Below are 23060 nucleotides of genomic sequence, written 5' to 3'. Positions count from 1 at the left end.
TGACAACTATAGAAAGCGGAACTCCCTTCATTAAGAAGAGAGCTCATCATATTTCTCTTTTGATAATAATACTTCCCTAGGTTTGCTGCCTTCATACGGTCCGACAACACCGCGTTCCTCCATTGCGTCAATCAGGCGCGCCGCTCTCGTATAGCCAATTCTGAATCTTCTTTGCAGCATTGAAACAGATGCCGTCTGCATGCCGACGATTAATTCAACAGCTTCATCATAAAGTTCATCAGTAACCTCGGAATGAGTTTCCGTCGTCTCCTCAGGAATCATTTCTTCTTGATATTGCGCTTTCTGCTGTGTAATCACATGGTCGACGACCTTCTCCACTTCGTCATCCGACAAAAATGCTCCCTGCACACGGACAGGTTTGTTAGCCCCTACAGGTAAAAACAGCATATCGCCGCGGCCAAGAAGCTTCTCAGCGCCACCCATGTCAAGAATGGTCCTTGAATCCGTCTGTGAAGATACGCTGAACGCGATTCGTGACGGAATGTTCGCTTTGATCACCCCTGTGATAACATCCACCGATGGCCGCTGTGTCGCAATAATAAGATGGATGCCGGCAGCCCGCGCCATTTGGGACAATCTCGTAATCGAATCTTCCACATCAGATGAAGCGACCATCATGAGATCGGCTAGCTCGTCCACAATGACAACAATATAAGGCAGCTCTGGCTGTTTCGCTCCTTCTTCATTGTTGGCGCGTTTTATATAATCATTGTATCCTTCAATATTTCTTGTACCCGTATGAGAAAATAATTCGTACCGCCGCTCCATTTCATTGACAACCTTTTTCAAAGCCTGCGACGCTTTTTTCGGATCGGTTACAACAGGAGCAAGCAAATGCGGAATCCCGTTGTAGACATTTAGCTCTACCATTTTAGGATCGATCATCATCATTTTCACTTCATGCGGTTTCGCCCGCATTAAAATACTTGTAATAATGCCGTTGACACAGACACTTTTCCCGCTACCGGTTGCGCCTGCGACCAAAAGGTGGGGCATCTTGTTTAACTCAGCCAATACAGCTTCACCTGAAATATTGCGGCCGAGTCCAATTAACAGCTTCGCATCCGGTCTGTCATTCAATTTAGACTCCAGCACTTCTTTCAGCGAAACCATTGCCACTTCTGCGTTTGGAACTTCAATTCCGATTGCTGATTTGCCTGGTATAGGCGCTTCGATCCTGATATCCTTCGCAGCAAGCGCAAGCGCTAAATCATCGCTTAAATTGACAATTTTGCTAACCTTCACTCCGACATCAGGATATACTTCATATTTTGTTACGGCCGGTCCGAGATGAACCTGTGTGACTTTCGCCTTTACGCCAAAGCTTTGGAATGTGCGTTCAAGCTTTCTCGCATTTTCATAAATATTCTTTTTATCAGCCTGCTGGCCGGTATGCTTCGGATCTGCCAGCAAATCCAGTGACGGCATCTCGTAATCCTTATTTTCGAGCTCTGTAAAGGTCATAGGAGGAGCAGAAACAGTTTCCTGATCACCTGTCTCCGGTTGGATGTCCTGAAGCGGCTTCGACACAGGTTCGGCGCGCTTTTCTATAACTGGAGACTCTTCCTCTTCATTACGATCAGAAAAGCTTGAGATAATCGGCTCTGAATGAATAAGAGGCGATACTGTTTCATAATCCCCCTCTTCATCAGGAGGCTCCGGTTCCATTTGCTGTTTTTTGCGGGCCGGTTTTTGTTTTTTGCTCGGCGCTTTCGTTTTTTTCGATGACTGCATATTTGATTTGAAGGATTTCATGTCATCAATAAATGCTAACCATTGTTCTTTTATAAAACGTCCAATCGGGCTCATCCACTTTTTTAGCGTTTCTTGCAGCGAGCGTCCTGTTACTAAAATCATTCCGATCAAAATCATGACAATTGCCATGATCTGAGAACCAGTCGACGCAAACAAAAAGTGTGAAGCCGCAAACAGCAGCGCACCGATCATCCCTCCGCCTAAATCAGGTGAAGCAGAGCTGCCATTCATGTCCATTAAAAACAATTCCCACGTATTGCGCACCACGCTTGCAGACTCAATAGACCCTTTGTGCGTCAAATTTTTAAATAGCTGCACGTGAGAAAGCAGCAATATGCTTGCGATAATACAGTACAACCCGGCCTTTCGTCTCGTTAAAAGGCTTGGGGTTTTTTTCTTCCAAAACAGTGAGACTCCTAACACCAATAAACCTAACAAGCATAAAATAAACCACTCTCCAGCAAAAAAGCGGAACAAATAGATAAACGTTTGCCCGACTACCCCCAGCTGCAAGATTGCGATAATTGAAATGGCTATACACAGCAATCCGTTGAGCTCGTATTTTATATTGAGCTGTTTCGCCTGTTTTTTTCTTGATTTTCGTTTTTTCTTTGCCACACTCATCACCTTACTGCGTTAAAAAATGTAAGTTCATACATAATGAAGAAAGCAGCCGTTTACAGGCTGCGTTTTTTCTGTAGGATTCCCCTATTATAGCATATTTTGCCCTTAAAAAAGGGTTGGATTCTTATACGTTTAATTTCAGCTTTTGTCCCGGTGAAATGTCCGGATGCAGAAAATGCATTGGATTGGTGCTCATGATTTGAATGACTTCCGCTTCATTCCCTTTCATTTCGACTAGAAGCGGTACACCTTTATATTCAATTTGCTCATGTGCGCTTGTCTCTTGGTTCTGTTCTGCAAACACAATTTCCTGAGGCATCACGGTATAAAGAATCATTGAATCATCCGTCCTTCTTCTTTCCTTGCTTCATCGATGAGCTCATTCAGTTTATTGATTGCCTGTCCGACACCGCCTGCGTGATCGATCAATCCGTATTTAACTGCATCCTTACCGACTACATTTGTTCCGATATCGCGTGTTAAGTTTCCTTTTGAAAACATTAGCTCTTTAAACTTCTCTTCGGTTATATTGGAATGGCTTGTCACAAATTTAACAACTCTTTCTTGCATCTTATCCAGGTATTCAAACGTTTGCGGCACCCCGATGACCAGCCCGGTGAGCCTAACTGGATGAATCGTCATCGTTGCTGTTTCGGCGATATAGCTGTAATCACAGGATACAGCAATCGGAACGCCGATTGAATGCCCCCCGCCAAGCACGATAGAAACGGTCGGTTTCGATAAAGATGCAAGCATTTCCGCTATGGCAAGACCAGCTTCAACATCTCCTCCGACAGTATTTAATATGATCAGCAAGCCTTCAATTTTGGGATTTTGTTCAATTGCCACAATCTGCGGGATGACATGTTCATATTTTGTTGTTTTGTTTTGCGGAGGAAGCTGAACATGGCCTTCAATTTGTCCGATAATGGTCAGACAATGAATATTTGTATCTTGGGGCAGCTGCGGAAGCGTCGTTTCACCAAGCTGCTGTATTTTATTCATAATGCTGTCCTTCGCATCATTTTTTTCAGGACGCTCTTCTTCTGTGTTTTCCATACGATGATCCATCTCGCTTTCATCCTTTCCGAGTTTCTCTTTGTATTATGAACAAAGATACTTCATTCAATCCCGGCTTGAAGGACAAAAAATAAAGACCGGAGCAGCTCCGGTCTTTAGTCAGTCATTATACTTCCATAATAATTGGGATGATCATCGGTTTACGTTTCGTTTTTTCATAAAGGAATTGGTTCAAAGCATCCCGCATTGCCTGCTTCAGCGTTGACCATTCGACATTTGATGTTTCAGTCGCTTCTGTCACGATGGACCGTACAAGCTCAGTAGCCTGTACGATAAGACCTTCAGACTCTCTTACATAAACAAAGCCGCGAGTGATAATTTCTGGTCCTGATACAAGATGTTTCTTTTGTTTATCAAGTGTAATGACAACGATTAAAATTCCGTCCTGTGAAAGCAAGCGGCGGTCTCTCAATACGATATTGCCGATATCACCGACACCTAAACCATCAATTAAAATATTGCCGTAAGGAACTTTATCCCCAATTTTTACGTTTTGGCCGCGGAATTCAACGACGTCGCCTTTTTCAATTAAGAAGATGTCACTGCGCTTCATGCCGGTTTCTTCAGCGATTTTTGAATGAGCTTTTTGCATTCTGTATTCGCCGTTTACAGGAATCAAATATTTTGGTTTAAGCAGGTTGATCATCAGCTTTAACTCTTCTTGTGAGCCGTGGCCTGATACATGAACACGCTTTTGGGCAAAGATGACTTGTGCACCGGCTCTCGCAAGAAGATCTACTGTTTTAGAGTAAATGAGTTCCTGCCCGGGAATCGGAGTTGACGCAATGACCACCGTATCCCCTTCTTCAATGTTCAGCTGTTTGTGAGCTTTGTTTGCCATTCTTGTCAAAGCAGCTAATGGTTCACCTTGGCTTCCGGCTGTAATAATGGCCACTTCGCGCTTCGGATATTTTTTGACATCCTGTACAGAAATAAACAATTCATCATCTGCTTCAATATATCCTAACTTTCTCGCCAGCTGCAGGACAGATTGAAGATTTTTTCCGGCTACGGCAATCTTTCTGCCATTTTGAGCCGCTGCATGAATGACTTGCTGAATCCGGTTAATATTGGATGCGAAAACAGCAATAATCACCCGGTTCTGTGAATTATACAGCGCATCCGAAATTTCTCCGCTGACAGCCGCTTCCGAAGGGGTGTAACCCGGCCGTTCCGCATTTGCACTGTCAGAAAGCAGAGCGAGCACGCCGCTATTGCCGATCTTGGCGATCTCGCCAATGTCGCACGTCTGATTAAGTGCAGGTGTTTGGTCAAATTTGAAGTCTCCCGTGCATACAATAGATCCAAGTGATGTTTTAAAGCTCACACCTACAGAATCAGGAATGCTGTGAATCGTTCTAAAGAACGATACCTTTGTTGATTCAAATGTAATGACAGATTTGGAGTGAATTTCTCTTAAATCAGTTTTTCGGTTATGTCCGTATTGTTTTAATTTCTCTCTTAACAGTGCAAGCGTCAGTTTTGTTCCGTACACTGGAACGGACAGCTTGTTTAATAAGTAAAAAACGCCGCCGATATTTTCATCGTGCCCGTGCGTTAAAAAGATTGCCTTGACGCGGTCAGCCCGTTCAATCAAATATGATATGTCAGGAATCACTACATCAATACCGAGCATTTCGTTTTCTGGATGCATAAGGCCGGCATCAACGACAAATATGTCTGAGTCAATTTCAATGACATAAAGGTTCTTCCCAATCTCTCCGACACCGCCAAGGGCGATAATTCTAACGTTTTCTGTATTTTTCTTTTTCAAAATCTATATCCTCCTAGTCTCATACCCGTCCATCATCACTTGTTCCTATTATAACTGAAAGTAAATTTAGAAAACAAGATAAAGCAGAAGGTTTAGGGAAAACCAATATGTAAAAGAAACGGTCAAACTCAGCTGAATGTGAGAATGACCGCGTTTGTTTCACTGTATGAAATTTTCTTACAGTTCGCTGATCGTGCTGCTTAAGCTCAGACGTTCATCCTCAGTTAATGGGACTAGAGGCAGACGCACAGAACCGACATCAAGACCTCTCAGCTGAAGCGCTGTTTTGACTGGAGCAGGATTAGGCGCTTTAAACAGTTCCTTCATAATCGGCAGCAGTTTCTGATGAATCAGTGCCGCATTAGCTGTTTGCCCATTCGTATAATTTTTGATCATTTGCTGCATATCAGTGCCTGCAATATGGCTCGCCACTGACACAACTCCTCTACCTCCAACTGAAAGAATTGGAAGCGTTAGAGCATCATCCCCTGAATAGACATAGAAGTCTTCAGGTGTTTCAGCAATAATTTTTGTAATCGCTTCGAGGTCTCCGCTCGCTTCTTTAATCGCAACCACATTCGGAATGTCTGCCGCCAAACGGATCGTCGTTTCAGGAGCAAGAGAAGCAACCGTACGGCCAGGAACATTATAGAGCATAACCGGAAGAGATGTCTCTGCCGCAATTGCTTTAAAATGCTGGTACATTCCTTCTTGAGAAGGTTTATTGTAATACGGGGTAACAAGCATAACAGCGTCCACGCCCGCTTCCTCAGCTTTTTTTGTCAGCTTAATGGAATCTTTCGTGTTGTTGCTCCCAGTACCAGCGATAACGGGCACCCGTCCGTTTACTTCTTTTACCGTATATTCAAAAAGCGCAATTTTTTCTTCAGTTGAAAGGGTCGGAGATTCTCCAGTTGTTCCCGCTACTACTAAAGAATCCGTTCCGTTTTTCAACAAGTAATCAATCAGTGTAGACAGTTTTTGAAAGTCTACGTTCCCTTTATTGTCAAAGGGTGTAATCATCGCTGTAGACACATTTCCGAAATTCATTTTATTCACCTCATCATGATTCAATCACATTTACTTCGAAAGTTCAAACACTTCATGCAAAGCGTTTACAGCAGGAACCATATCCGCTTCATGGACGAGCACCCATATCGTCGTATGGCTGTCAGCCGACTGAAGGATCGGAATTTCTTTTTCTGAAAGAGCCGATACAATTTTGGACGTAACACCGGGAACACCCATAATGCCCGCGCCGACCGCCGATACCTTCGCGCAGTTTCTCGTCACCATTGGATCATAGCCCATATCCATTAAAATACGCTGAGCTGTTTCTGTTTTATTTCCGGCTACCGTATAGACGATTTCACTAGGTGTAATGTTAAAGAAATCGACACTGATTCCAGCGTTTGCCATAGCCTTGAACACTTCAGTCTGAACGTTATACTGGCCGATTTTCGCAGGCACTTTGAACTGCGTGACATCTTTGACATGGGCGATTCCCGTAATCAGCCTTTCAAAAACATCACTGCCGACCTTGGAAGAGTGATGTGATGTCACCAATGTGCCTTTATCATTCGAATAAGTCGAACGGACGCGGATCGGAACCTTGGCCTGCATTGCGATTTCCACAGCACGCGGAGAAATGACCTTGGCCCCCTGATACGCCAGGTTGCAGATTTCCGTATACGTCACAACAGGAAGCGGTTTTGCATTTTCTACCACTCTTGGGTCAGCAGTCATCACGCCTTCTACATCGGTGAAAATATCGATGTATTCCGCATCAACAGCTGCTCCGAGTGCGGCTGCAGACGTATCGCTGCCCCCTCTGCCGATTGTTGTTGTATCACCCTTTTCAGTTGCGCCCTGGAAGCCTGCGACGACTACCGCATCATGATTGGCGAGCACACTGAATAAACGCTCCGGTTTCATTTCAATGATTTTCGCATTAGTATGCTGATCATTCGTTAAAAAGCCAGCCTGAGCCCCTGTCAGCGCAGCTGCTTTCACACCGTTATCAAGCAGCATGCTTGTAAAGACGACAGAGGAAATAGTCTCTCCGCAAGATAAAAGCAAATCCTGCTCCCTAGGAGAAATCGCTGACTGATCGCCGTAAAGCAGCCCGAGCAAAGAATCTGTTGCATACGGGTCCCCTTTTCGGCCCATCGCTGAAACGACAACGACAACCTTATATCCTTCACTGATTGCTTCTTTAATATGCCCTAAAGCCAGTTTGCGGCCTTTATCATCTTTTACTGATGTTCCGCCGAACTTTTGAACAATTATCTTCACTGTTTTCACTCCAAATTATTCGGACGTAACAGAAGAGAGCAGGCTGATAGCGCCTTACTCTCTTCTATTCGTCTTTAGAAAATTCTCTCTTTTATACGAGGTTTAGTTTTTTCAGGCTTTCTGCAATTTGAACAGAGTTCCATGCCGCGCCTTTTAATAGGTTATCAGAAACAACCCATAAATGAAAACCGTTTGCTCTGTCCAAGTCTTTGCGGATGCGGCCTACAAACACATCGTTTTTGCCGACAGCATCAGCAGGCATCGGATAAAGCTGCTGGCTTGGATCATCCTGAAGTGTCACGCCCGGAGCTTCTTTCAATAGATTTTTAATATCTTCAACTGTAGCGTCATCACGGTCTATTTCGATGTAGACGGACTCTGAGTGCCCAGTTTGGATTGGCAGTCTCACACATGTAGCCGCTACTTGAAGGTCAGGCATGTGCATGATTTTTTTCGTTTCATTTATCATTTTCATTTCCTCAAACGTATAGCCGTTATCTTGGAATTTATCGATTTGCGGAATCGCGTTGAAGGCGATTTGATAGTGTTTTTTGTCACCTTTTACAGGCATGATCTCAGGCTCTATTTCTTCTTTATTTAAAATCGCCTGTGTTTGGCTGTAAAGCTCTTTTACAGCTTCATTACCCGCTCCTGATACTGCCTGGTAAGTTGATACGATGACCTTGTTTAAGCCATATGCTTTGCGGATCGGTTCAAGTGCCGCAACCATTTGGATTGTAGAGCAGTTTGGATTGGCAATAATGCCGTTGTGTTCATGCAAGTCTGCCTCATTCACTTCTGGCACAACAAGCGGTGTATTTTCATCCATGCGGAACGCACTCGTATTATCTATAACAATAGCGCCGCGTTTTACAGCTTCTGGTGCCAATGCTTGTGATACGCTTCCGCCGGCGCTGAACAAAGCAATATTTACCCCTTCAAAGCTCTCAGGAGAAGCTTCCTGAACAGTCAGCTCTTGGCCTTTAAACGTGACTTTTGTCCCCGCAGAGCGTTTTGAAGATAGCAATGTAAGTGTGTCCATTTCAAAGTTTCTGTCTTCAAGTGTTTTAAGCATTTGTTGTCCCACAGCCCCTGTCGCTCCGACAACAGCTACGTGTAAACCTCTTCCCATCTGTAAAACTCCTTCCGCCAATCAGCTTCATTGAATTGATTTGACTATGATTTTACGTTTTATTTTACCATAGAATATGCGGGTGATGACCGAATTTTTTAGTTTGGGAAAGATTTTCTGTAAATTTAGTCATTTCCCTGATAATTCTCAACTAGAATCGGCTGAAGCTGCTGGTGCATGAGTGCCTTTTCAATCGTTTGCGGAAGCAGATCCATTTTGGCTACCATTGAATTCGGTTTTTTAAATGGATCATCTTGCCCGAATGGAATAAAAAAGATATTTTTTGTTGACATGAGCCTCATTAAATTTGTTCCGTTTAAACCAAGAGCATCATTTGTCGAGATACCCAGAACGACAGGCCGATTGTTCCGGATTGTCGCTTTTGCCGCCATCAGCACCGGGCTGTCCGTCATGGCATTTGCCAGCTTGCTCATTGAATTGCCTGTTAAAGGCGCAATGACCATGCAGTCAAGGGGCAGCTTCGGCCCAAGAGGTTCTGCCTTTACAATCGAATCAATGGCCTCATATCCAGTCAGGTCTTCAATTTTTTTAACCCATTCTGCGCCCTCTCCAAATCGGGTATTTGTAGATTTTACATTAAATGTGACAACCGGACGGACTTCAGCTCCTTCGTTGACCAACTCCTCAATTTGCGGGAAAACCGCTTCATATGTGCAATGCGACCCGGTCAGCCCAAACCCGATTCTTTTTCCTTTTAATGACGACATCCTTATTTCCCCTCCTCAGCTTGTATTTCAGCCAAAAGCTTGCTCAAGACGTTTGCAAGGATTTGCCCAGCTGTTTTAGGAGCGACAATCCCTGGAAGCCCGGGAGCAAGAAGTGCTTTAATCCCTTGTTTCTCGGCATATTTAAAATCCGTTCCCCCGGGACGTGAGGCCAGATCCAATATTAAGGTTTTTGGTGTCATGCTAGAAAGTACCGTTTGATTTAAAATCATACTCGGTATGGTATTAATGCAAATATCTATATCTTTTACATGCTCTTTCAGCTCATCGGTATGAAAAGGAACGAGCCCCATTTCAGTGATACGTGCCAGATGCGCTGAACTTCTTGCCCCCACTTTTACATTCGCCCCGAGCGCGGCAAATGTACGGGCAATCGTCATCCCGGTGCGCCCCAGACCGAGAACGGCCACCTGTGATCCGTGTATCGTATAATCCGTGTGCTGAATAGCCAGCATGATCGTTCCTTCTACTGTCGGAATAGAGTTGTATATCGCAATGTCATCCCGCTCAAACAGCTTAACAAGTTTTCTTTTTGCCTGAGCTGCAATGTTTTCTAAATAGGCGTTAGAAATTCCTGAGAAAATGACACAATGTGCAGGCGTTCTGTCAAGATGGTCCTGTTTTAACACAACTTCTTCATTCGAAAATACAGTCGATACGACACCTTCTCCTGTTGTCGCGGATACTGGAAGAATGATGCTGTCTATTTGCTGAAAAGGAATTTCATCAATATTGCATTTTACTGCCCCGGTAAAACCGTGATCCAATTGGTCAAAACCGACAAGATAGATGTCAGCCTGCTGTTCAGTGAGCTTTCTTATAATTTCGAGCTGTCTTGCGTCACCGCCGATAACTGCAATTTTCAATCCGGTTAACATTCTAAACGTTCACCTTCTTTGTATATACTGGATCTCTAGTTGTTAAGCTCCCCTTCATCTTATGATCAAAAGGAAATACCGGTGAATATAAAAGATGCGCTTTTTCCATATAAAAAAACATCGGCTCCGGCAGCCGATGTTTCAGATGTTTTCTTTAGAGCCCGCTTCACAGTCAATTGGGCTATTTACTCTTGTCGAGGAGGCATTTCCTCAGGTACATCTAATATAATCATATCTGAACCGATCTTTTGAATATGGTGCCATGGGACACGAATGTCATGACCTTGCTTTCTCAAACCAAACCACTTAACTGTGGGAATGAGGAGTGCTGTAATCTGTCCATCCTGTTCATTGATTTCCAAATCGGTCTGGCCGAGCACTCCGAGCCGTTCAGCTCTTTTGATGTCTACAATTTCCTTTCCCGATAATTCACTGAGCCGCATGTCTGTCACCCCCTTGTACTATGTATGATGAAAGGGATTAAAAAATGCCTGCTCCATTATGGGGCAGGCTTTCCTTTTTAAGACGGCATATTGCCGGAAGGGCTGATAAGTGCTAATGCATAGTCTTCGGTAAACAATTGTCTGGCAAGGCCATTAACACGCTCTAAGTTCACGGCGTTTAATTCATTGATAATTTCATCTAATGTTTTATGTTTGCCGAGCAGCAGTTCATTTTTTCCGTTTCGGCTCATTTTGCTGTTTGTGCTTTCTAAGCTCAGCATTAAGCTTCCCTTCATTTGCTCTTTGCTGTTTTCCAGTTCTTTCGAGGTAATGCCGTCACGTTTTAATGTGGCCAGGGTTTCTTGAATTGTTTCCGACAGCTGCTGAAGCTGATTTGCACCCGTTCCGCCGTAAATCGTTAGCATTCCGCTGTCCTCATATGAGCTGTGATAGCTGTAAACAGAATAAGCAAGTCCTTTATCTTCACGCACATCTTGGAACAGCCGGCTGCTCATGCTGCCTCCGAGCACATTGTTGAGGACGATTAAATCATAAATACGTTCATGGCCAACCTCTAAGCCTTTAAATCCAAGGCACAAATGAGCCTGCTCTGTTTCTTTTTTTCTCGTCAGTTTTTCCGTGTGGAACTCAGGCTTCTCAAGGCCTGTCGCTTTGCCTTTCGCCTCGTATGACCCGAACCATTTTTCTACATCTTTGATAAAACTGTCAGATATATTGCCCGCTACCGAAATCACCACTCGGTCCGGCGTATAATAATCATGCATGTATTGTCTGAGAGAGTCACCGTTAAAGGAAGCAAGCGTTTCTTCCGTTCCTAAAATTGGGTAGCCTAAAGAATGATTGCCGTAAGTGGCTTTGCTCAATAAATCATGTACAATGTCGTCCGGCGCATCTTCATACATTTTAATTTCTTCATATACTACATTTTTCTCTTTTTTCAGCTCGTTTTCATCAAACGTTGAATGAAAGAACATATCTGCTAATACGTCCAGCGCGTAATTCGCATGCTCGTCAAGCACCTTTGCATAGTAGCAGGTATATTCCTTTGAAGTAAACGCATTGACCTGGCCGCCAATACGATCAAAAGATTCTGCTATCTCGCGTGCAGATTTTGTGCTCGTCCCTTTAAAGAACATGTGCTCTAAAAAGTGAGAAATTCCGTTTATCTCCGGCGTTTCATGTCTCGAACCTGTGCCGATCCATACGCCGATCGCAACAGAACGGACTGTCGGGTTATTTTCCAGCACAATTCTTACACCATTTTGACACGTATATCGTTTAATCAAATTTGTTCCTCCTATTCAAAGACAAGCTGCCTTCATCTGTTACTTCAATAGTCTTGTTTCATCCATTAGTTCAGTGACTGTTCCAAGCGCATATCCTTTGTCTTTTATCTGTGTAATCAGCGCTTCAAGACTTTCCGCCGTAGGGTCAGTCGGATGCATTAAAATCATGGCACCATTATGTATCTTGCTTAACACTCTCGTCTGAAGTACAGACGGAGCCGGCTTTTGCCAATCGATTGTATCAACTGTCCACATGACTGTTCCCATCTGTTTCTCTGCTGCAATGTCGATAACCGCTTTTCTGAAACTTCCGCTTGGCGGAGCGAACCACTTTGGCTTAACGCCGATCGTTTGTTCTATTTGTTCATTAGTCTTGTCGAGCTGCTCGGAAATTCTTCCTGTAGTCAGTTTGCTCATATCCGGATGATTGTATGAATGATTTCCGATTTCATGTCCGTCTTTTGCAATCTTCTTAGCGAGCTGTACATTGTTTCTCACCCAATTGCCTTCTAAAAAGAACGTAGCTTTAACCTGGTGCTTTTGCAGAATAGGAAGCATTTTTTCCAAATACTCATTTCCCCATGCCACATTGATTAAAAAAGCCACCATCGGTTTGTCAGGATTTCCTTTATAAATAGGCTCAGGCTGAAGTGACTCAAGATGAACACTTGGTTTTACTTGACTGTACACCAAATCTTTTTCCCGAAACTTACCATGCTGTTTCATTTTTTTATATGATTGTTCAATATTGACCTTTAATCCATTGTAGCCTGGAATGCTTTTCCACACTTTATCAATTCTTGCATTCTGGGGCTTAACTTCGTACTCCGGCGCTTTTTGAAGCAATTCTTCATATAACGGGTCTTTTGACGCCGTGACAGTCACCGTATCTTTTTTCATTGCCCCTATATAATCAAGTGCATGCGGATTTTCCATCATCTCAAATGAGACAAAAAAAAGAAATAAAAAAACGGCAAACGGTACAAATTTTTTGTACATGTTCTGTCCCCCCTCACCTCACATTATGAAGGAGAAGGACAAGGTAGAACCCGCCTGCTTTTGAAAAGCTTCAAAATAAAGAAGCCGGGTCTCCCAGGCTCCTTTTATGTTTTCATTTAAGATTGTTGTTCTTCTTTTTCTTTCTCTTCACGGAGCACCGCTTTGCGGGATAAATTCACTCGTCCTTGTTTATCAATTTCAGTGACTTTGACAAGAATCTCGTCTCCGATTTTCACAACATCTTCAACTTTCCCTACGCGTTCAAGCGCAAGCTCTGAAATGTGCACCAAACCGTCTTTTCCGCTGAAAATTTCAACGAAAGCCCCGAATTTTTCAATCCGTTTCACTTTACCTAGGTAAAGTTGGCCGACTTCAACCTCTCTCACAAGGTCTTCGATGATTTTTTTCGCTTTTTGGTTGCCGCTTTCATCTGTAGAGGAAATAAAGATTGTGCCGTCCTGCTCAATATCAATTTTAACACCGGTTTCTTCGATGATCTTATTGATTTGTTTCCCGCTTGGTCCGATGACATCGCGGATTTTATCAGGATTAATGGTCATTGTTAAGATCTTAGGCGCATATCGAGAAAGCTCTTTTCTTGATTCGCTTAATGTTGCAAGCATGCTGTTGAGGATTTCCATTCTGCCCTTTTTCGCCTGCTGAAGCGCTTCTTCAAGAATCTCTCTGGAAAGGCCTTCAATTTTAATGTCCATTTGCAGGGCCGTTACGCCTTTTTCAGTTCCCGCTACTTTAAAGTCCATATCTCCGAGCGCGTCTTCCATGCCTTGGATGTCAGTCAAGACAGTGTAATGTTCGCCTGATTTGACAAGACCCATCGCAATACCAGCAACTGGCGCTTTAATCGGTACACCGGCATCCATCATTGCAAGTGTGCTTGCGCAAATGCTTGCTTGAGATGTAGAACCGTTTGATTCAAGCACTTCTGAAACAAGACGGACAGTATAAGGGAAGTCTTTTTCAGACGGAATAACTGGCTCAAGCGCACGCTCACCCAGTGCTCCGTGTCCGATTTCACGACGTCCCGGTCCGCGCATCGGTCCTGTTTCCCCAACGCTGAATTGCGGGAAGTTGTAATGATGCATAAACCGTTTCGACTCTTCGACACCTAAGCCGTCAAGGATTTGCACATCTCCCAGAGCACCTAGCGTACATACGCTGAGGGCCTGAGTTTGTCCCCTTGTAAATAGACCTGAACCGTGCGTTCTTGGCAAGAGGCCAACCTCTGAAGAGAGCGGACGGATTTGATCGACACCGCGGCCGTCCGGTCTTACTTTCTCTTCAGTAATCAGGCGGCGAACTTCATTTTTCACAAGCTTGGATAAAATCTGCTTCACTTGCTTGATTGTGTCTTCATCATGTTCTTCATCCTCGAATTTTGCCACAACTGCGTTCTTCACTTCGTTAATGGCATCTTCACGGGCATGCTTTTCATGAACTTGGATGGCTTTCAGCAGATCCTCTTCTGCCAAAGCTTTTACTTTTTCATTAAGCTCTTCATCAATTTCAAAGAGCTTAATTTCAGATTTCTCTTTGCCGACTGCTGCAACAATTTCTTCTTGGAATGCAATCAGGCGTTTAATCTCTTCATGGCCGAACATAATGGCCTCAAGCATGATTTCCTCAGGAACTTCGTCCGCTCCCGCTTCTACCATGTTAATCGCATCTTTCGTGCCGGCAACGACAAGATTGATATCGCTTTTTTCAAGCTGATCGACTGTCGGGTTAATGATAAATTGATCATCAATGCGTCCGACAGTAACCCCTGCAATCGGTCCTTCAAACGGAATATCCGATACAGAAAGTGCAAGAGATGAACCGAACATGGCAGCCATTTCTGAAGAGCAGTTTTGGTCAACACTCATGACAATGCTGATGACTTGAACTTCATTACGGAATCCATCGGCAAACAAAGGACGGATCGGACGGTCAATTAAACGGCTGGCAAGAACCGCTTTTTCACTTGGACGTCCTTCTCTTTTAATAAATCCGCCCGGAATTTTCCCTACCGCATATAATCTTTCTTCATAGTTTACAGTAAGAGGGAAGAAATCAAGCGGTTTAGGTTCTTTTGAAGCGGTTGCTGTACTAAGTACTGCTGTATCACCGTAGCGGATCATCACAGCACCATTTGCCTGTTTGGCAAGCTGGCCGGTTTCAACGGTAAGCGTTCTTCCGGCCCAATCTATGGTAAAGACATGTTTTTCTTGTCCCATACAATTACGAACTCCTCTCTTCGTTGTGTGAAATAATCAATTACTCCTATTATGAACGAAATGAATTGAACATATCAATGTCAAAGTAGTATGTAAAAGGATTTCAATGATTTGTTATAAGAAATTTCGCTTTAATACGATAAAAAAGCGGGAATCCTCCCGCTTTTTACGATTATCGACGTAAGCCTAGTTTGTTAATTAACTCACGGTAACGAGTTACGTCTTTATTACGCAGATACGTAAGAAGATTACGACGCTTACCTACCATTTTAAGAAGACCGCGACGTGAGTGGTGGTCTTTCTTGTGAGTACGTAAATGCTCGTTCAAGTTGTTAATTGAGTCAGTTAGGATAGCGATCTGAACTTCTGGAGATCCAGTATCAGATTCGTGTGTTTTGAACTCATTGATGAGTTGGTTTTTACGCTCTTGAGTAATTGCCATCCTGTTTCACCTCCAAATCATATTTAGCCCCAGTTACCTAGCAACCGTCGGTGACTTCGGATTGCCAAGCAATGGTTTTAAGACTACGAAAACTATCATACTAAAAATCGTGCCTATATGCAAATATTTTAGAATAAAATTTGCGTGCGTTGCAAGTTATTTCCGCAAATTGCTGAAATAACGGATGGCTTCCTGCTTATCTTTCTCAATTTGCTCAGTTAATTCTTTGATGCCATTGAATTTCCGCTCGCTCCGAATCCGTTTGTACCATTCGATTTTTATAGCGGCTCCATATACCTCTTGATTGAAATCAAACAGATTGACCTCGATGGAAGGCTGTTCAGGGCGCTTTTCATAAAACGTTGGCTTATAGCCAATATTGCAAACGCCATTGTAAACTTCGCCGTTCACTTCCGCTTTTACGGCATATACACCTGTGGGCGGAACGATATAGCTGTTATTTAAACCGACATTCGCTGTCGGAAACCCGATGGTCCGCCCTCTTTTATCACCATGAATGACAATTCCTTTAATAAAATAAGGTTGTCCAAGCAAGACATTCGCCAATTCAACATCTCCGTTTTGAAGCGCGGTACGGATATACGAAGAACTGATTTTTTTATCCTGCTCCGTTAATTTTTCTACCATTGTGCACCCAGCTTTTCCGTCTAAATCATCCGGCATGGTCTTCATTGTTCCCTTGCCGTATTTGCCGTACGTAAAGTCAAAGCCTGCCACTGCGTGCTGCACATTAAGGCCGATAATATACTGGTCTATAAACTGCTTAGGAGAAAGAGAAGCAAACACTTCATTAAATTTAACGACATACAGAACTTCTGTGCCTAATTGTTCAATTTGGTTTATTTTGTCTTCAAGAGGCGTAATCAGATCCTTTGGTTCCTTATCTCTGCCCAACACGTGAGAAGGATGGGGATGAAAGGTCATCACAGCTAATGTCAGACCTTTTTCTTCGGCTATTTGCTTCGCTGTGCCGATTACCTTTTGATGCCCGAGATGAACGCCGTCAAAATAACCTAACGCCATCACTGATTTTGCCTGCTCCTCTTTTATTAAATGATGAGGATGTGTAATATGTATCGTCTTCACAGAACGGTCACCTTTTTTCTATTGTTCGCTTTTTTGCATCAATACTTTTGCCGGCTTTAACAGCCCTTTTTTTGCAGGATGAGGGAAATAGATCGCCAAGCAGGTTCCGGATTCAGTAAAGACGGCAATACGGTCTCCACTTGTCATTTCAGAAAACTGCTCGGGCGTCTCAAGCAAAGCCCCATTTTCTACTTTCTTAGCTAATGTATCACTTATGATCCATTTCGGCAAATGATTGAGCGCACGTTCAATAGGAACTGTATGCTCTTCCACGGTTCCGGATTGGGCCTGTGCTTCGAGTTCATCAAAAGTAAAGCATTCGTCGAGAGAAAAATCTCCGGATGCCGTACGGATTAAATGAGACATATGGGCCGGATATCCGAGCTTTTCTCCGATCATGACCGCCAGCGTCCTTACATAGGTCCCTTTGGAGCAAGTCACTGTAAACCGGAAGCTTGCGGTTTCTCCATGATGTTTAATCTCTGTTGTCAGGGCAATGTCTTCAATGGTTATCATACGTTTCGGACGTTCTACTTCAATCCCTGCTCTTGCGTATTCGTATAATTTTTTGCCGTTTACTTTTACAGCGGAATACATGGGCGGAATTTGTTCTTGTTTCCCCTTTAAACTGTTTAAAACCTTTTCTACATCCGCTTTATCAATGTCGTGATTGACAGGCTTTGTTTCCACCGTTTCTCCGGTTTGATCCTCTGTTGTGGTTGAAAAGCCCAATGTTATTTCTGCATCATACGTTTTAGATTTTTCAGTTAAGTATTCGACTATTTTTGTCGCTCTTCCTACACAAATCGGAAGCACGCCTGATACTTCCGGATCGAGCGTTCCTGTATGTCCTACTTTTTTTGTTTTTAACAGCTTTCGGATCTTCATGACACAGTCGTGCGATGTCATGCCAACAGGTTTATGTAAAAGGAGAACTCCGTTAACCATTTGCCTTTCACTCCTTCTTTTGAGTTTTTTTCTTATAAACGAAGAAAGAGGACAGACGATATACGCCTATCCTCTCTTTTTTTATTCAGATGGTTTCTCTGAATGTAATTCGTGAATCAGTGTTTCGATCCGATTCCCGTAATCGATTGATTCATCGAACTCAAATTCAATTTCAGGCGTTTTTCGAAGTCTGATGCGGCTGCCGATTTCGGATCGGATAAATCCTTTCGCTTTTGCCAGCCCTTTCAGCGCTTCTTCCCGTTTTTTCTCGTCACCGAGAACCGAGATATACACCTTTGCAATTTGCAAATCACCTGATACACGTACATCCGTTACTGTCAGAAAACCAATTCTCGGGTCTTTCAGCTTGCGGCTGATAATATCACCGAGTTCTTTTTTCATTTGCTCGCCGACACGGTTTGCTCTCATACTCAATTCAATCACCTCTAAGTTAAAACCACTCTGTCCTAGTGATCGTCCGTTCAATTTCAGGAAAAGAATCGATAAACGCTAGGACGCGCTGCAGTTCTTTTTCTGTTTGAACGCGAGAGGAAGAAACAGCGGCGATTCCGAAGCTGGTTCTTTGCCAGGTGTCCTGATAGCCAATCTCCGAAATCGAAACATTGAACTTGTTTTGAACCCTGGTTAAAATCCGCTTCAGAACGGCACGCTTTTCTTTTAGCGATCCTGCATCATAAATGATGCATTCACACTCCGCAAATCCGATCACGTTCTTTCAATTTCTTGCATGACAAACGCTTCAAGGATGTCACCTTCACGAATGTCATTGTATTTCTTAATTGTAATACCACATTCATAGCCTTGTGAAACTTCTTTCACATCGTCTTTAAAGCGTTTCAGAACATCTACTTCGCCTTCAAAGATGACGACGCCGTCACGAATTAAACGGAGGCCGCTGTCGCGCGTAATGGTTCCTTCAGTAACATATCCGCCGGCAATTGTACCGATTTTAGATACTTTGAATGTTTGGCGTACTTCTACTTGACCAATTACTTTTTCTTCATATTCAGGATCAAGCATACCTTTCATGGCAGCTTCAATCTCGTCGATTACTTTGTAAATGATACGGTGAAGTCGAATATCTACATTTTCAGCTTCAGCCGTACTCTTAGCATTTCCGTCCGGTCTCACATTAAACCCGATAACAATTGCATTGGAAGCAGATGCCAAGATAATGTCTGATTCAGTAATCGCACCAACGCCTGTATGGATGATTTTCACTTTAACGCCTTCTACTTCAATTTTTTGAAGTGCAGCCGTTAAAGCTTCAGCAGATCCTTGAACGTCAGCTTTTACGATGAGGTTGATGTCTTTTACATCACCTTGCTTAATTTGCTCAAATAAATCATCAAGACTGAGCTTCGCTTTATCGCTGCGCTGCTCTTCAAGCTGTTTCGAAGCACGGGCTTCACCGACAGAACGAGCTGTTTTTTCATCCTTAAAGACAAGGAATTGGTCTCCCGCTTGAGGGACATCATTCAAACCGGTAATTTCAACCGGAGTTGACGGGCCGGCAGTTTTCACACGGCGGCCAATGTCGTTGACCATTGCACGGACACGGCCAAATGTATTGCCGACTACGATCGGATCACCGACATGCAGTGTTCCAGTCTGTACGAGCAACGTCGCGACTGACCCTCTGCCTTTATCGAGTTCAGCTTCAATAACCGTTCCTTTTGCCTGACGATTCGGATTCGCTTTCAGTTCCTCTACCTCACTGACAAGCAAAATCATTTCAACGAGCTCATCAATGCCTTTTCCAGTTAAAGCGGAAAGCGGCACAAAAATGGTTTCTCCGCCCCAAGCTTCAGGGACAAGTCCGTATTCCGTCAGTTCTTGCATTACACGGTCAGGGTTTGCGGATTCTTTATCTATTTTATTCACAGCAACGATGATTGGAACCTCTGCTGCTTTTGCATGGTTAATCGCTTCAACTGTTTGCGGCATGACACCGTCATCGGCAGCTACGACAAGAATCGTAATATCAGTTACTTCTGCACCGCGTGCGCGCATTGTTGTAAATGCGGCGTGGCCCGGTGTATCCAAGAACGTGATTTTCTTGCCGTTCTCTTCAATTTGATAAGCGCCGATATGCTGAGTGATTCCGCCTGCTTCCCCTTCAACAACCTTTGTTTTACGGATGCTGTCAAGAAGCGTTGTTTTCCCATGGTCAACGTGGCCCATGATTGTCACGACAGGAGGACGAATTTCAAGATCCTCTTCATTATCAGGCTCTTCGTATTTTTCCAGCTCTGTTTCTTCAAGCACAATGACCTCTTCTGTTTCAACACCATATTCTGATGCAATGAGTTCGATTGTGTCTTTATCAAGCTCTTGGTTAATGGTTGCCATTACGCCAAGAAGCATCAGCTTTTTAATGAGTTCTGAAGGCTCTTTGCCAAGCTCTTCAGCAAGTGCGCCAACTGTTAAAGTGCCAGAGAATGTAATTTTCTCAGGAAGCTCTTTTTTCGGCTTTACAGGCTTTTGCTGATGTTGGTTTTTATTATTGTTGTTGTTGCGTTTATTTTTTTTGTTGTTGTTATTCTTCTTGTTTTTGTTAAATTGATTATTCTGCACGTCATTCTTCTTTCCGTCTCGAATTTTATTTGGTTGATTTCCAGCTGATTGCTGATTAACCCCTTGTGGCTGTTTGTTTTTGTTCGTTTCTGCTGGCTTTTGAGATTTAGCAGCTGCGCCGCCTTTTTTATATTTGGCATCTAGCTTTTTAATGGCCTTTTCTTCAAGCATGGCCATGTGATTATTCACTTCTAAATCCATGTTCTTCAGTGCGGTCAAAATTTCCTTACTTGAAACATTTAACGCTTTTGCATATTCGTATACTCTCATTTTAGCCATTCGTTCACCCCCAAAAATATTAATCGAGCAAGCTGATCAGCTTATTCGCAAAACCTTGGTCAGTGACGGCGACAACGACACGGGCTTCTTTACCGATAGAGCGTCCAAGAACCGCGCGACTCTCGACTTTTTTATAAGGGACTTTATAATAATTGCACTTGTCAGTTACTTTTTTTGCTGTGTTAGATGATGCATCCTCTGTAAGCAGGACAAGCTTTGCACGCGCATTCCTGATTTCTTTTATTACCAAGTCTTCGCCTGACACGACCTTACGAGCTCGATTGGCCAGACCCAGCAAGGGAAACCATTCCATTCCAGACATTTTATTTTTTCACCTTTTCCGCCAGTTCCAGCAATTCATCGAAAATCTGGTCATCGATTTGTGATTGAAATTGATTTTGCAAAGTGTTTTTCTTTTTTGCTGCTAAGATGCACTCTTTATCCAGCGTTAAATAAGCACCCCGCCCATTCTTTTTTCCGGTCGGGTCTACTGAGATTTCGCCTTCTTTCGACCGTACAACTCGGATCAGTTCCTTTTTAGGCTTCATTTCACCAGTCACTACACATTTGCGTAATGGGATCTTTTTGTGTTTATTCACCTAAAGTCACCTCTTATTCATCCGATTCAGCAGTTTCAGGCTCCGTAAAGAGCGGCTCATCATCTTCTTCAAGTTCTCTCGGATAGATTCCAAGTTCTCTTGCGTCCGTTTCGCTCTTAATATCAATCTTCCAGCCTGTCAGTTTAGCAGCTAAGCGTGCGTTTTGTCCTCTTTTTCCAATTGCCAGAGACAGCTGGTAATCAGGAACAATAACAGTTGTCGCTTTTTCTTCTTCATTAACAATGACATCAAGCACTTTGGAAGGGCTGAGCGCATTCGCGACAAATTCTACAGGATCACTGGACCAGTTGACAATGTCAATTTTTTCACCTTTTAATTCATTGACGATTGCTTGCACACGCTGGCCTTTAGGCCCTACGCATGAACCGACAGGATCAACGTCAGGATCATCTGTGCGAACAGAAATTTTCGAACGGTCGCCGGCTTCTCTGGCAACAGATTTTAGCTCGACAGTTCCATCATAAATTTCAGGCACTTCAATTTCAAACAAACGCTTTAACAGGCCTGGATGTGTTCTTGACACATAAATCTGCGGACCCTTCGTTGTTTTTTCTACTTTTGTGATATATACCTTAATGCGGTCATGGGGCTTGTAGCTTTCATTCGGCATTTGCTCATTAACCGGCAGCAAGGCTTCTATTTTGCCTAAAGACACGTAGATAAATTTATTGTCCAGACGCTGGACGATCCCTGTCATGATGTCTTCTTCACGGTCGATAAATTCAGAATAAATCACACCGCGCTCAGCTTCGCGCACACGCTGTGTGACGACCTGCTTCGCTGTTTGAGCAGCTATGCGCCCGAAATCCTTAGGTGTAACTTCGATTTCGACGACATCGCCGACCATATATTCCGGATGGATGCCCTGTGCCTCTTCAATTGAGATTTCTAATCTCTGGTCGTATACTTCGTCAACGACATCTTTTCTTGCAAATACACGGATGGAGCCAGTTTCACGGTTTAGATCCACCCGTACATTTTGCGCTTGATTAAAATTCCGCTTATAAGCAGAAATTAACGCAGCTTCGATTGCTTCGATGATAATTTCTTTACTGATGCCTTTTTCTTTTTCAAGAATCGTGAGAGCATCTAATAATTCACTGCTCATTTAACGGTCTCCCCCCTTAAAACATTTGTATTCATTAGAATGTAACAGCTAATCTTGCATTAGCTATCTTTTCATACGGAATATTGATCCGTTTCTTTCTTGTTTTGATCGTGATCTCAACTGTCACTGTTTGTCCATCAAATTCAGCCAGTTCACCTTCAAACACTTTTACGCCGTCAATAGGCTCATACGTCTTAATGTATACGTTTTTTCCTAGTGATTTTTCGAAATCGGCTTTTTTCTTTAGCGGACGCTCAGCTCCTGGAGATGAGACTTCAAGAAAGTAATTTTGGCTGATTGGGTCTGCCTCATCAAGCTTTTCGCTTAAAGCTTCGCTTACTTTGGCACATTCCTCAATATCCACACCGTCATCGGAATCAATAAACACGCGAAGGAACCAGCTTTGGCCCTCTTTGACAAATTCAATGTCAACGAGTTCCAGCTGAAGGCTGTCTACGATTGGCTGAGCCATTTCTTGAACGGTGTCAGTCACTTTTTTGCTCATGTTCTTCCTCCTTGTGCTGTCGATCTCATATTCGTCTCGTCACTCTGCATAAAAACCCTGCTTCAAAAGAGCAGGGGCTAAAAAGTAAACGATGAACATGTCGAGACAAAATTCTCCTGTTCAATACAAAAGAGCGGGTTTCCCCACTCTTTGCCTCGGTAATCG

At 43.4% G+C, this 23060-nt stretch carries 23 protein-coding genes; all 23 read right to left on the bottom strand.

The window, feature by feature from the left end:
• Positions 1-30: 30 nt before the first annotated feature.
• The 23 genes from spoIIIE to rimP all read right to left on the bottom strand — a co-directional run bounded on the left by spoIIIE (position 31) and on the right by rimP (position 22895).
• A complete protein-coding gene (gene spoIIIE, locus NST22_RS09030; RefSeq protein ID WP_003245350.1) occupies positions 31-2394 on the bottom strand; it encodes a DNA translocase SpoIIIE in 2364 nt (787 codons plus the stop codon).
• A gap of 130 nt (positions 2395-2524) precedes the next feature.
• Positions 2525-2737 (bottom strand): TepA modulator TepJ, encoded by a 213-nt coding sequence (tepJ, locus tag NST22_RS09025; RefSeq protein WP_003231871.1) that lies wholly within the window; start codon positions 2735-2737, stop codon positions 2525-2527.
• The gene (gene tepA, locus NST22_RS09020; RefSeq protein ID WP_003245712.1) at positions 2734-3471 is read right to left on the bottom strand and encodes a translocation-enhancing protein TepA; all 738 of its coding nucleotides are present in this window, start codon (positions 3469-3471) and stop codon (positions 2734-2736) included. The genes tepJ and tepA overlap by 4 nt, the downstream gene beginning before the upstream one ends.
• 115 nt (positions 3472-3586) lie before the next feature.
• Positions 3587-5254 carry a ribonuclease J2 gene (gene rnjB / locus NST22_RS09015; protein ID WP_003231875.1) on the bottom strand — a complete coding sequence of 556 codons (1668 nt, stop codon included), beginning with the start codon at positions 5252-5254 and terminating at the stop codon, positions 3587-3589.
• A 177-nt stretch (positions 5255-5431) separates the two neighbouring features.
• Positions 5432-6304: a 4-hydroxy-tetrahydrodipicolinate synthase gene (gene dapA, locus NST22_RS09010; protein ID WP_003245816.1), complete on the bottom strand. Its 873-nt coding sequence runs from the start codon at positions 6302-6304 to the stop codon at positions 5432-5434.
• Positions 6305-6334: 30 nt separating this feature from the next.
• Complete coding sequence (dapG, locus tag NST22_RS09005; RefSeq protein ID WP_003245524.1) at positions 6335-7549, bottom strand: aspartate kinase; 1215 nt, start codon at positions 7547-7549, stop codon at positions 6335-6337.
• 91 nt (positions 7550-7640) lie between these two features.
• Positions 7641-8681, bottom strand: coding sequence for an aspartate-semialdehyde dehydrogenase (gene asd, locus NST22_RS09000; RefSeq protein WP_003244674.1), 1041 nt, complete (start codon positions 8679-8681; stop codon positions 7641-7643).
• Positions 8682-8806: 125 nt separating this feature from the next.
• Positions 8807-9409 (bottom strand): dipicolinate synthase subunit B, encoded by a 603-nt coding sequence (gene dpaB / locus NST22_RS08995; protein WP_003244650.1) that lies wholly within the window; start codon positions 9407-9409, stop codon positions 8807-8809.
• Positions 9410-9411: 2 nt separating this feature from the next.
• Positions 9412-10305, bottom strand: a complete 894-nt coding sequence (dpaA, locus tag NST22_RS08990) for a dipicolinic acid synthetase subunit A (protein WP_003231888.1) — start codon at positions 10303-10305, stop codon at positions 9412-9414.
• A gap of 185 nt (positions 10306-10490) precedes the next feature.
• Positions 10491-10748, bottom strand: a complete 258-nt coding sequence (locus tag NST22_RS08985) for a YlmC/YmxH family sporulation protein (protein ID WP_003231890.1) — start codon at positions 10746-10748, stop codon at positions 10491-10493.
• A 77-nt stretch (positions 10749-10825) separates the two neighbouring features.
• Positions 10826-12055, bottom strand: a complete 1230-nt coding sequence (locus NST22_RS08980; protein ID WP_003245717.1) for a pitrilysin family protein — start codon at positions 12053-12055, stop codon at positions 10826-10828.
• A gap of 39 nt (positions 12056-12094) precedes the next feature.
• Positions 12095-13054, bottom strand: coding sequence for a polysaccharide deacetylase family protein (locus NST22_RS08975; RefSeq protein WP_003244721.1), 960 nt, complete (start codon positions 13052-13054; stop codon positions 12095-12097).
• Between the two features lie 116 nt (positions 13055-13170).
• The gene (pnp, locus tag NST22_RS08970) at positions 13171-15288 is read right to left on the bottom strand and encodes a polyribonucleotide nucleotidyltransferase (protein ID WP_003231897.1); all 2118 of its coding nucleotides are present in this window, start codon (positions 15286-15288) and stop codon (positions 13171-13173) included.
• A 172-nt stretch (positions 15289-15460) separates the two neighbouring features.
• A complete protein-coding gene (gene rpsO / locus NST22_RS08965; RefSeq protein WP_003220957.1) occupies positions 15461-15730 on the bottom strand; it encodes a 30S ribosomal protein S15 in 270 nt (89 codons plus the stop codon).
• A 156-nt stretch (positions 15731-15886) separates the two neighbouring features.
• On the bottom strand, positions 15887-16837 hold the full coding sequence (gene ribF / locus NST22_RS08960) for a bifunctional riboflavin kinase/FAD synthetase (RefSeq protein ID WP_003245551.1): 951 nt from the start codon (positions 16835-16837) through the stop codon (positions 15887-15889).
• Between the two features lie 18 nt (positions 16838-16855).
• Positions 16856-17785 carry a tRNA pseudouridine(55) synthase TruB gene (gene truB / locus NST22_RS08955; protein ID WP_003244678.1) on the bottom strand — a complete coding sequence of 310 codons (930 nt, stop codon included), beginning with the start codon at positions 17783-17785 and terminating at the stop codon, positions 16856-16858.
• An 81-nt stretch (positions 17786-17866) separates the two neighbouring features.
• Positions 17867-18220 (bottom strand): 30S ribosome-binding factor RbfA, encoded by a 354-nt coding sequence (rbfA, locus tag NST22_RS08950; protein ID WP_009967251.1) that lies wholly within the window; start codon positions 18218-18220, stop codon positions 17867-17869.
• Positions 18221-18236: 16 nt separating this feature from the next.
• Complete coding sequence (locus tag NST22_RS08945) at positions 18237-18515, bottom strand: DUF503 domain-containing protein (protein WP_003220950.1); 279 nt, start codon at positions 18513-18515, stop codon at positions 18237-18239.
• Positions 18512-20662: a translation initiation factor IF-2 gene (gene infB, locus NST22_RS08940; protein ID WP_003231906.1), complete on the bottom strand. Its 2151-nt coding sequence runs from the start codon at positions 20660-20662 to the stop codon at positions 18512-18514. The genes NST22_RS08945 and infB overlap by 4 nt, the downstream gene beginning before the upstream one ends.
• Positions 20663-20681: 19 nt before the next feature.
• Positions 20682-20984, bottom strand: coding sequence for a YlxQ family RNA-binding protein (locus tag NST22_RS08935; RefSeq protein WP_003220946.1), 303 nt, complete (start codon positions 20982-20984; stop codon positions 20682-20684).
• A 1-nt stretch (position 20985) separates the two neighbouring features.
• Positions 20986-21261, bottom strand: coding sequence for a glucose-induced regulator RulR (rulR, locus tag NST22_RS08930; RefSeq protein ID WP_009967250.1), 276 nt, complete (start codon positions 21259-21261; stop codon positions 20986-20988).
• Between the two features lie 13 nt (positions 21262-21274).
• Entirely contained in the window at positions 21275-22390 is a 1116-nt protein-coding gene (nusA, locus tag NST22_RS08925) for a transcription termination factor NusA (protein WP_003231912.1), read from the bottom strand.
• Positions 22391-22424: 34 nt separating this feature from the next.
• Positions 22425-22895: a ribosome maturation factor RimP gene (gene rimP / locus NST22_RS08920; RefSeq protein WP_003231915.1), complete on the bottom strand. Its 471-nt coding sequence runs from the start codon at positions 22893-22895 to the stop codon at positions 22425-22427.
• Between the last annotated feature and the right edge of the window lie 165 nt (positions 22896-23060).

The organism is Bacillus sp. PS237, from assembly GCF_037963345.1.
Taxonomy (GTDB): Bacteria; Bacillota; Bacilli; order Bacillales; family Bacillaceae; genus Bacillus; species Bacillus subtilis.
Note: the sequence above shows the minus strand (reverse complement) of the source record. Positions and strands in the feature narration are given on the sequence as shown.

What these genes read in the sequence shown, in the direction of transcription:
- tepJ (WP_003231871.1), bottom strand. Translation starts at nt 2,737, where the DNA reads ATGATTCTTTATACCGTGATGCCTCAGGAAATTGTGTTTGCAGAACAG.
- tepA (WP_003245712.1), bottom strand. Translation starts at nt 3,471, where the DNA reads ATGGATCATCGTATGGAAAACACAGAAGAAGAGCGTCCTGAAAAAAAT.
- dapA (WP_003245816.1), bottom strand. Translation starts at nt 6,304, where the DNA reads ATGAATTTCGGAAATGTGTCTACAGCGATGATTACACCCTTTGACAAT.
- asd (WP_003244674.1), bottom strand. Translation starts at nt 8,681, where the DNA reads ATGGGAAGAGGTTTACACGTAGCTGTTGTCGGAGCGACAGGGGCTGTG.
- dpaB (WP_003244650.1), bottom strand. Translation starts at nt 9,409, where the DNA reads ATGTCGTCATTAAAAGGAAAAAGAATCGGGTTTGGGCTGACCGGGTCG.
- dpaA (WP_003231888.1), bottom strand. Translation starts at nt 10,305, where the DNA reads ATGTTAACCGGATTGAAAATTGCAGTTATCGGCGGTGACGCAAGACAG.
- NST22_RS08985 (WP_003231890.1), bottom strand. Translation starts at nt 10,748, where the DNA reads ATGCGGCTCAGTGAATTATCGGGAAAGGAAATTGTAGACATCAAAAGA.
- NST22_RS08975 (WP_003244721.1), bottom strand. Translation starts at nt 13,054, where the DNA reads ATGTACAAAAAATTTGTACCGTTTGCCGTTTTTTTATTTCTTTTTTTT.
- pnp (WP_003231897.1), bottom strand. Translation starts at nt 15,288, where the DNA reads ATGGGACAAGAAAAACATGTCTTTACCATAGATTGGGCCGGAAGAACG.
- rpsO (WP_003220957.1), bottom strand. Translation starts at nt 15,730, where the DNA reads ATGGCAATTACTCAAGAGCGTAAAAACCAACTCATCAATGAGTTCAAA.
- truB (WP_003244678.1), bottom strand. Translation starts at nt 17,785, where the DNA reads ATGGTTAACGGAGTTCTCCTTTTACATAAACCTGTTGGCATGACATCG.
- infB (WP_003231906.1), bottom strand. Translation starts at nt 20,662, where the DNA reads ATGGCTAAAATGAGAGTATACGAATATGCAAAAGCGTTAAATGTTTCA.
- NST22_RS08935 (WP_003220946.1), bottom strand. Translation starts at nt 20,984, where the DNA reads ATGTCTGGAATGGAATGGTTTCCCTTGCTGGGTCTGGCCAATCGAGCT.
- nusA (WP_003231912.1), bottom strand. Translation starts at nt 22,390, where the DNA reads ATGAGCAGTGAATTATTAGATGCTCTCACGATTCTTGAAAAAGAAAAA.
- rimP (WP_003231915.1), bottom strand. Translation starts at nt 22,895, where the DNA reads ATGAGCAAAAAAGTGACTGACACCGTTCAAGAAATGGCTCAGCCAATC.